The following is a 7277-nucleotide window of genomic DNA, read 5'->3' on the forward strand; positions in this document are numbered from 1 at the left end:
TCGTCCCGGCGGCTACCCGCCATGCGGTGCACAGCCCGCGACGAGCCCGTCGAGCTTCGCGAGCAGCACCGGATCCAGTGCGGCGCGGGGCAACAGCCCCTGCGCGATGCCGCGGGCCACGAGTTCCGGCTCCTTCAGCCCGCGATACAGCGACCCCAGCTCGTGCGCCTGGTTCTGCTGGAAATCCTCGATGGCGGCGAGCAGCTCCGAGGCGGGCAGCTCGCCCACCCGCCAGCGCGCGAACTCGGCATCGAGTTCCTCCAGCAGTTGGCCCAGCTCCGTCTCGTACACCTCACCAGCCAGCTCGCGGAGGCGGCTGCGTTCGTCCTTGGAGAACGCGGAACCGGACATGTGCCGGACCTCCAGGATGATGGCGAGCCGTCAGGCGCCGCCGGCCGCTGCATGCTGCCGATACCGGCGCTCGGCGATCCACCACATGATGCCTCCCCAGGCGAGCCCACCCACCGGGAACAACAGGACGGCGAACGGCAGGAGCCTGCGCATGTCCACGTCGGCGACGAGCCACATGAACCCGCAGTACAGCGCCGCGGTGCCCAGTCCCCAGGCCAGGGCACCCCACAGGAGGACGAACCGCCAGGCGCCCTGCCTGCGGATCTCCCTCCACCGCGAGAACGGATCGATCTTCCCGGTCATGCTTCAGCTCTCCATGCGACCTGCGCCGGCGCGCAGCCTCTCCAGGTCCTCGACGAAGCGCGCCCTGTCGCGCGGCGACACCATGATCGACCTGCCGACGCCGTAGTCGATGCGCAGCCGATCCAGCGACAGCGCCGGGCTGGACAGCGGATTGCGCGTCGGATGCATCCCCGTGACCTCGGCCAGCGGAACCCGCCACGCGAATGGCCCGCAGCGAACGGTCAACAGCCCCAGCTGCAGCACGTAGCGCGTGCCCAGCAGCAGCCACGCGGGCAGGACCGCCCCGGGCGCGACCAACGGCAACGCCACCCACGCCGCCGCCGATCCGTCGGCGAGCAGCACGGCGCTCGCGAACAGGGGCACGACGACGACCAGGACGAGCACGACCAGCAGCCAGGCATCGACCTTGGAGCGGTGGACGATCGACATGCGGTGCACCTCGGCTATGGACGGTCGGATCGCGCTCCCGGCCGCACCGTCACTCCCAGCGCGCAGCGTGGCGCTCGCGACGCCATCGCCCGGCGACGGTGCGGGCGGCCGGTCACGCGGAACGCTCCCTGGCGCGGCGCGACAGCCAGCCGTGGATCAGCCCCGCCTGGAAGAACTGTACCGGCGCATCGAAGCCGCCTGCCGCGATGATCGAGGCGATCCGGCCCGGGGGAAGCACGCCGACATCGGTCGCGTAGGCCCTGCGGATGCGTTCCATCGCCTCGGGCGCGACGTCCGCCGCCGACATCATGTTCATCCATGCGCGCAGCAGCACGTCGTAGTCCTGCGACCCGATGTCCGAGGCCAGGTCGGAGCTCGCAAGAACGCCGCCCGGCTTGAGCCTGCGCGCGATCTCCCGGAAGAACCCGGACCGCGCCTCCTGGTCGAGGATGAACTGGGACACGAGGAAGCAGGTCGCGGCATCGAAGGCCGCCCCAGGCGGAAGCGAGTCGAGGTAGCCCTCGTGGAAATCGCAGCGCGCCGCGAAGCCCTCCTCCTCCGCTCGCGCCCGGCAGACGTCGAGCATGCGCGCCGACGGCTCCAGCGCGGTGAAGCGCCAGCCCGGGTTGCGCCGGGCGAGCCAGGCCAGCTCCACGCCCGTCCCCACGCCCACGCAGAGCACCCGCGCATCCGCCGGCAGCGCCGCGAACGCCGCGTCGACCAGCAGGTGCAGGCAGTCCCGGATCGGCGCCGTCTTCGCCCACTGCGCGTCGTAGCCCGCGGCCTGCTGGTCGAACAGCGCGGTGATCTCGTCCTGCTCCATCCTCTTCCCCTACAGCCTGCTTCCAAATGTTCCGTCGGCCGCAGCCTGCCGCCTCACCCGGCCGCCGCTCCCGACTCCCGACGCGCCGCGACGACCAGCGGCGCCAGTTCCCGCCAAGGGTAGCGTCGCGCCTCGAACCACGACATCCGCAGCAACGGGCGTCGCCGCGCGACGATGGACGCCACCAGCCACGCCTCGTCGAAACCATCCCACACGCCGGTTACGGCATGGATGTTCCACCGCAGCACCGGGTGGACCTCGTCGAAGAGGATGCGCTGCAACTGCGAAAGCCCGAAGGGCGACGCCGCACACACCGCCGCCACACGCCGCCAGCCCGGCTCCGTATCGAGATAGAGCTCGCTGAGCGCGACCCAGACCGGGCGGCGGAGCTCCAGTTCGGCAGGCGAAAAGCGCATCGCCCGGGTACGGGATCGAAGGGCCATCATGGACGGATGCATGGGCGAACCATCAGGGGCACCTACTTCGATATTGAAATGGCGACGACGACAACCGGAACGGCAGCCAGAAGAAGGACGCCGTCGGCTGCAACCGTGAGGGGCGAAAGCAGAAGGAGCGCCCAGCTCCGAGGTGCCGTCACTGGCACTGTATAGGACTTGTTCAACCTGTACGAATCGAGCAGCTCGATGTCCGGATTCTTCCTGTAGCGCTTCCCGACAAGCCTGATTCCCCGGGAAAGGCGGCCGTCCATTGACCTCTGGAAGCCGAGCGAAATGGCTTCCGCCTCGACGTCCTCGTCCTCCTCAGAAAGCCAAAGCGTGACCGATCCGTACACGGCATTGTCCCGATCCACATCGAACATGGAGACGTTCGCCGTCACCCTGCTGTGTATGCTGCTCCCTATGACTGCGGCCAAATCATGCGCGTCCGCGAAGACATAGTCGTAGTCGGAGCCGACGAACGCGATCTTCTCCATGTCGGAAGACATCAGCACGGCATCCACGCGCTCCTGCCAACGGGACTCGCGAAGCGCGTACGTCAGGCAACCGGAGAGCTCGACCGTCGCCGCACCGACCAGCATCGCAGCGAGCAGATCACGTCTTTTCACTGACTCTCCTACGAGAAAAACGGAACAGGACGAAGCGCGCCAGGGAGAGCCCGTCTACCCGGCCACGCATGGCGACAGCGGAGTCGGCGCTCAGCCCGCCCCGTCCCCAGGAACCGCCCCTCTGCGGACCTTCGTGCGACGCCCGCCCTGGAAGGCGCGCACTCCCGGACTGAAGAACAGGTACGCCGAAAACGCCGCCAACAAGCCCGCAATGATGCCGAACTGTGCCGCGGCACCCGGACTCACCGGGAACACCGCGATGATGTCAGCCAGAATAATCAGCGCACTGAGTCCACACAGGACCGCCAGGATATTGCCCGCCACCCTGCTTCCCCGAAGCACGAAGAAGAACAGCAGGCCCGAGAGCGCGAAGCGCCCCAGAACGACGGGAGCGAAATTGACCATGAGCAGCCATGCGAGGTACGCCATGTAGGCCACTGCGGCTACGACAAGAATGAGCGGCGGCTTGTCTTCCAACTCCAGCTTCCCGATAACAACCATGCGCGCTGAGCGCCCGAGTTGAGCCGACCCGCAGACCGGGTTCGGCTTGAATCACCTGTCAGGGCGCGTCACCGGATGCCACGCCCGCGAGAAGCGGTTGACTGCGGCGGAACGCGTCATCAGCCTCCGGGTCCCATGGCCAAACGCCCGATGTGCTGGGCCAGATGAGCTGCAACGCCTCGAAGTCTGTCCCTCCGTGCAGCCAATGGGCGGAGCGCATGTACTCCTTGCGGTGATGACGATCGACCGGGCCGAACTGTACCGCAAAGCCCTCCAGGAACCCGGAATACGGAACTCCTTGAGAAAAGCGGTCACCCGCCTGAACCCGTCGGTTGTACTCATTCACGAGCCAGTGGCTGATCTTCGAGCCCAACCCGACAACGATCAACTCGGGAGCACCGGCAGATCTGACGATGCCGATGGAGTAGGAGAACGGCGGGCCCTCACCGTCCGGATCAAAGACAGAGGTAACACTACAGCCGTACTCGTCGATATGAGCGAGTATGTTGCGCTCGTAATCGTTCATCAGCACCCCAAGCACCTGAATTGAGCCGGCCCGCAAAACAGCTTCAGCTTGAACGAGCCATCAGCCACGCCCCATTTCATCCACACCTCAAGGTTCCACATGAGCGTCGCTAGGCCGGCTTCGCCTGGAGTACTGCATCCGCAATGAGTTTGTCGAGACGGCGGACGTCTATGCCTTTGTTGAGGTTGACCTTTATATGACCCGCCTTGGTCCAAAGCTCAATCTCCGAGTTAAAGTTGAACATGCCATGCCCGTTTTCGGACGACCACATGAAGATCGACGAATAGGGTAGCGAATAGATCTCTACTTTTTTTCCAGTGAAACCTTGAGCATCCCTGACGATAAGGCGCTTGTTTGTAAAGACGGCCGCATCCCGGAACGTCTTGTACGCCGCAATGGCCGTTTCGCCAGCGACCAGGATATCATTTACGTCATTTGGGATCGGACATTCCGACACTAAGGCCCAGGCCAGAATTCCAGCGGTCTCTGCCATATCTTGCTCCCCCTTGAGTGGCCGGATTGTTAGCGCCGGCCTGACGCCTGATTTAAGCCGACCCGCGAAGAGGCATCGGCTTTGACGAATCGTTAGGCCCCATGCCCGACAGCCACGTAGTGGCTTTCAGTGAACTCCGAGTCATGCGAGATGCCTGTTACATGCAGGTCGTAGGGGAAGCGCGACGTTGCCACAAAAAGTTCACGCCCTTCGCATCACGAAGCCGGACGCCGCCCAGGTAGCGGCAGGTTGCACTAGCAGATTCCGAAGCTGAGCCTGGCACCCCTACGCATTGCACTACAGGATCCGAGCCGAGCGTTGGCCCTGTGGCACCGCCGGGTCCAACCAATCCTCCGTGAGTAGAGGGGTGACCTCCACCGGCGCAATGAGGATCAGATCGTGGCGTTCCGTTGGGTTCATGCGCTCTGCTGGCCGCACATGCAAAGTGAAAACCTCAAACTTGAACTCCAAATCCTCCCCCCCGGACTGCCAGCTCAACCCAACGACCGTCTGCACATTGCAGGAACAGCTGCGTGCACTTAGCAAAGGGCGGAAATACGCGATATGAAGCAGCTGACACTACGCCATTTTCGAGCCATTTGAGCGTCGTTAGAGTCTCTGAGTCGGGCGGGAGGTTATAGCTGTTCATGGCGCCTAACACCTGAGTTAAGCCGCGCCGCGAAGCGGCGTCGGTTTGAATGAACTGTTAGGTCCACACTCCGGTAGGCGTAAGGCCTCGGGCACCTGCGCCATGAGCATACGGAGCTTTGACAGCGACACCGGCCGCTGCCCATTGCGCTGCATCGCGCCAGCAGCAGACCAAACCAGAGCGCCGGGACCGTTATAGACCTCCGAGGCCTCGCCCTGCTTGGAGAGGTGCAGAACGATCAGGTGGTTTGGCTGTTCGCGAAGCGCCACGGAGCTACCCTGCGTGGCTTTGATCTCCACCAGCGCGCCAGAAGGCGCGCGCGCATCATGGCCCCGAGCCGAATGTGGAAGTAGTGCCAAGCCGTAGCGGTGCGCAGCAATAACCTCGCCAATGCTTCCGACCAAGTGGCCGTCCGGGGTAAACCGCCGACCAGGGAAAAGCGCCTCTAGCTGCGCAACAAGTGCGTAGAGCTGACCTACTAAGCTAGGCACCTTTTCTACGGGGTGAAGAGGATCGGCCATGTGCGCCTGATGCCTGAGTTAAGCCGTGCCGCGAAGCGGCATCGGCTTGAATGAATTGTTAGATTGCAACGCCGAGTTTGCGCGCGCCATCTGATAAATAGGTATGCAGCGGAGTCTTGGCCGCCAGGTATCTGCAATCTCCCGCGTCACTCGAGCGGATGGCATGGGCCACCAGCGCTGCGAAGTCGTCGCCCGAGTCGCCCCGGCCGAGCCACGCCAAAGCGGTGAGCTCCGCCTTTGCCAGGCTGGAAAGGGAATCTATACGGGCTGCTAGGTTTGCTGAGGCAGCTCTCCAGGCGTCCCAAGCAGGACTAGGAGTTTCACCAAGCTGGTACTCCTCCGGTCTGTCGATCTGTGCTCTGACACTCGCAATGCCAGCGATCTCTTTGATATCATTGGCTGTTAGCTCTTTGAGTAGCACGGAAGCCTCCATTGCAATCTAACGCCTGAGTTAAGTGGAGCCGCGAAGCGGCTTCCACTTGAAGAATTGTTAGGCCCTTGCCTAGGATGCCGCGCAGTCATAGAGCCGTTGGACCATACTAGCGATTCCGCCCCACGGGAAAGTGCGGAAGAAGACAATCAGGTGCAGAAGAAGAAAAACCCAAGGAACCCAGCTCTCGATGTGTGAAATGGGGCGGTAGAGCTTTGGGTTGATACCCCTCTGCACTGTATCCCATTCGGCGTCATAGGGACTGATTGGCAGGCGCTTTTCAATGTCTTGCACCACCTGCCACTTAGCCGAATTTAGATTCCGATAAGAAATGATGATGTTGTACCAAAACAACGTGAGCATGCAGCCAGCAAGCGCCAGTAGCCACATGTACTCCGGACTTGACTCAGTTGTTAGGTAGCCAACGAACGCGAGAATTGCGGAATTGACGCTTAGAAAATATGTGTTTGCCGTGGTGCGTCTCTGGCTGATGCGATCAGCCATCTCGACGTACAGTTTGTACTGATCTAATAGATGGGAGTGCCACTTGTCGTTTGCGGGGTAGGTGGCCCCCTCCTGGATATCATTCCAAAGTTTGTTTTTCGGCACGTCAACCATCAGCGCCCTCCGTGGATAAGCGTCTTGAGGTTGTCCCACGTCCATTTGTAGAGTTTGTCGCTCGCTGTGGCGCTAGCTGGTTTAGTGCAGCTCTTGTCCGCGTATGCGGCTAGCAAAAAGTATGGCTTGGATTTTGACTTGGCAATTTCAAGCTCAGCCGAAACGCCTGATGCAGTGTGCGTTTTCTCTCCGCAAAGGACGACTACAACATCGACGTTGTCCATGCGTCGACGGACCTTCTCTTTCCAGTCTCCGGTCAGGTGCTCTTTGACCGAAGAGTCTTTGAACTCAAATGGGCTGTCAGGCAGCTTTGCTTGACCGGCCAGCATGATCTTTGCTCCCTCATCATGGTCATAGTCAAAGCTAATGAACGCACGTTGCTTTGTCGTCATTTGACCCCCCAAAGTTATCGAGAAACAGGCCGCAAGAGCCTAACGCCTGAATTAAGCCGACGGGCGAAACCCGTTCGGGTTGAATGAATAGTTAGACGTTGCGCCGACAAGGTAACAGCTTAGGCTCAAGCTCCAAGTGCAACGCCCCCATGTACGGGTGTTGCCATGTCCAAGA

13 protein-coding genes are annotated in these 7277 nt (G+C 62.0%); all 13 read right to left on the reverse strand.

What is annotated here, in order from left to right; genetic code table 11:
- Window positions 1-12 precede the first annotated feature (12 nt).
- The 13 genes from ACFO3Q_RS12320 to ACFO3Q_RS12380 all read right to left on the reverse strand — a co-directional run bounded on the left by ACFO3Q_RS12320 (window position 13) and on the right by ACFO3Q_RS12380 (window position 7102).
- Window positions 13-351 carry a hypothetical protein gene (locus ACFO3Q_RS12320; protein ID WP_377005017.1) on the reverse strand — a complete coding sequence of 113 codons (339 nt, stop codon included), beginning with the start codon at window positions 349-351 and terminating at the stop codon, window positions 13-15.
- A 30-nt stretch (window positions 352-381) separates the two neighbouring features.
- On the reverse strand, window positions 382-654 hold the full coding sequence (locus ACFO3Q_RS12325; RefSeq protein ID WP_377005018.1) for a hypothetical protein: 273 nt from the start codon (window positions 652-654) through the stop codon (window positions 382-384).
- Between the two features lie 3 nt (window positions 655-657).
- On the reverse strand, window positions 658-1083 hold the full coding sequence (locus ACFO3Q_RS12330) for a PH domain-containing protein (protein WP_377005019.1): 426 nt from the start codon (window positions 1081-1083) through the stop codon (window positions 658-660).
- 112 nt (window positions 1084-1195) lie between these two features.
- Window positions 1196-1906 carry a class I SAM-dependent methyltransferase gene (locus ACFO3Q_RS12335; RefSeq protein ID WP_377005020.1) on the reverse strand — a complete coding sequence of 237 codons (711 nt, stop codon included), beginning with the start codon at window positions 1904-1906 and terminating at the stop codon, window positions 1196-1198.
- Between the two features lie 53 nt (window positions 1907-1959).
- Window positions 1960-2364 (reverse strand): DUF7079 family protein, encoded by a 405-nt coding sequence (locus tag ACFO3Q_RS12340; RefSeq protein WP_377005021.1) that lies wholly within the window; start codon window positions 2362-2364, stop codon window positions 1960-1962.
- 20 nt (window positions 2365-2384) lie between these two features.
- Window positions 2385-2972: a hypothetical protein gene (locus tag ACFO3Q_RS12345; RefSeq protein WP_377005022.1), complete on the reverse strand. Its 588-nt coding sequence runs from the start codon at window positions 2970-2972 to the stop codon at window positions 2385-2387.
- A 90-nt stretch (window positions 2973-3062) separates the two neighbouring features.
- Complete coding sequence (locus ACFO3Q_RS12350) at window positions 3063-3473, reverse strand: hypothetical protein (protein WP_377005023.1); 411 nt, start codon at window positions 3471-3473, stop codon at window positions 3063-3065.
- Between the two features lie 58 nt (window positions 3474-3531).
- Window positions 3532-3999: a DUF4262 domain-containing protein gene (locus tag ACFO3Q_RS12355; protein ID WP_377005024.1), complete on the reverse strand. Its 468-nt coding sequence runs from the start codon at window positions 3997-3999 to the stop codon at window positions 3532-3534.
- A 109-nt stretch (window positions 4000-4108) separates the two neighbouring features.
- On the reverse strand, window positions 4109-4492 hold the full coding sequence (locus tag ACFO3Q_RS12360; RefSeq protein WP_377005025.1) for a PH domain-containing protein: 384 nt from the start codon (window positions 4490-4492) through the stop codon (window positions 4109-4111).
- Between the two features lie 666 nt (window positions 4493-5158).
- A complete protein-coding gene (locus ACFO3Q_RS12365) occupies window positions 5159-5662 on the reverse strand; it encodes a DUF6998 domain-containing protein (RefSeq protein WP_377005026.1) in 504 nt (167 codons plus the stop codon).
- A gap of 58 nt (window positions 5663-5720) precedes the next feature.
- The gene (locus ACFO3Q_RS12370; protein WP_377005027.1) at window positions 5721-6083 is read right to left on the reverse strand and encodes a DUF3775 domain-containing protein; all 363 of its coding nucleotides are present in this window, start codon (window positions 6081-6083) and stop codon (window positions 5721-5723) included.
- 81 nt (window positions 6084-6164) lie between these two features.
- Window positions 6165-6710 (reverse strand): RipA family octameric membrane protein, encoded by a 546-nt coding sequence (locus ACFO3Q_RS12375; RefSeq protein ID WP_377005028.1) that lies wholly within the window; start codon window positions 6708-6710, stop codon window positions 6165-6167.
- Window positions 6710-7102, reverse strand: a complete 393-nt coding sequence (locus ACFO3Q_RS12380; protein WP_377005029.1) for a TIR domain-containing protein — start codon at window positions 7100-7102, stop codon at window positions 6710-6712. The genes ACFO3Q_RS12375 and ACFO3Q_RS12380 overlap by 1 nt, the downstream gene beginning before the upstream one ends.
- Window positions 7103-7277: the final 175 nt, after the last annotated feature.

Origin of the sequence: Coralloluteibacterium thermophilum, assembly GCF_042654365.1 — a bacterium.
Taxonomy (GTDB): domain Bacteria; phylum Pseudomonadota; class Gammaproteobacteria; order Xanthomonadales; family Xanthomonadaceae; genus Coralloluteibacterium; species Coralloluteibacterium thermophilum.

What these genes read in the sequence shown, in the direction of transcription:
- ACFO3Q_RS12320 (WP_377005017.1), bottom strand. Translation starts at nt 351, where the DNA reads ATGTCCGGTTCCGCGTTCTCCAAGGACGAACGCAGCCGCCTCCGCGAG.
- ACFO3Q_RS12325 (WP_377005018.1), bottom strand. Translation starts at nt 654, where the DNA reads ATGACCGGGAAGATCGATCCGTTCTCGCGGTGGAGGGAGATCCGCAGG.
- ACFO3Q_RS12330 (WP_377005019.1), bottom strand. Translation starts at nt 1,083, where the DNA reads ATGTCGATCGTCCACCGCTCCAAGGTCGATGCCTGGCTGCTGGTCGTG.
- ACFO3Q_RS12335 (WP_377005020.1), bottom strand. Translation starts at nt 1,906, where the DNA reads ATGGAGCAGGACGAGATCACCGCGCTGTTCGACCAGCAGGCCGCGGGC.
- ACFO3Q_RS12340 (WP_377005021.1), bottom strand. Translation starts at nt 2,364, where the DNA reads ATGCATCCGTCCATGATGGCCCTTCGATCCCGTACCCGGGCGATGCGC.
- ACFO3Q_RS12350 (WP_377005023.1), bottom strand. Translation starts at nt 3,473, where the DNA reads ATGGTTGTTATCGGGAAGCTGGAGTTGGAAGACAAGCCGCCGCTCATT.
- ACFO3Q_RS12355 (WP_377005024.1), bottom strand. Translation starts at nt 3,999, where the DNA reads ATGAACGATTACGAGCGCAACATACTCGCTCATATCGACGAGTACGGC.
- ACFO3Q_RS12360 (WP_377005025.1), bottom strand. Translation starts at nt 4,492, where the DNA reads ATGGCAGAGACCGCTGGAATTCTGGCCTGGGCCTTAGTGTCGGAATGT.
- ACFO3Q_RS12365 (WP_377005026.1), bottom strand. Translation starts at nt 5,662, where the DNA reads ATGGCCGATCCTCTTCACCCCGTAGAAAAGGTGCCTAGCTTAGTAGGT.
- ACFO3Q_RS12375 (WP_377005028.1), bottom strand. Translation starts at nt 6,710, where the DNA reads ATGGTTGACGTGCCGAAAAACAAACTTTGGAATGATATCCAGGAGGGG.
- ACFO3Q_RS12380 (WP_377005029.1), bottom strand. Translation starts at nt 7,102, where the DNA reads ATGACGACAAAGCAACGTGCGTTCATTAGCTTTGACTATGACCATGAT.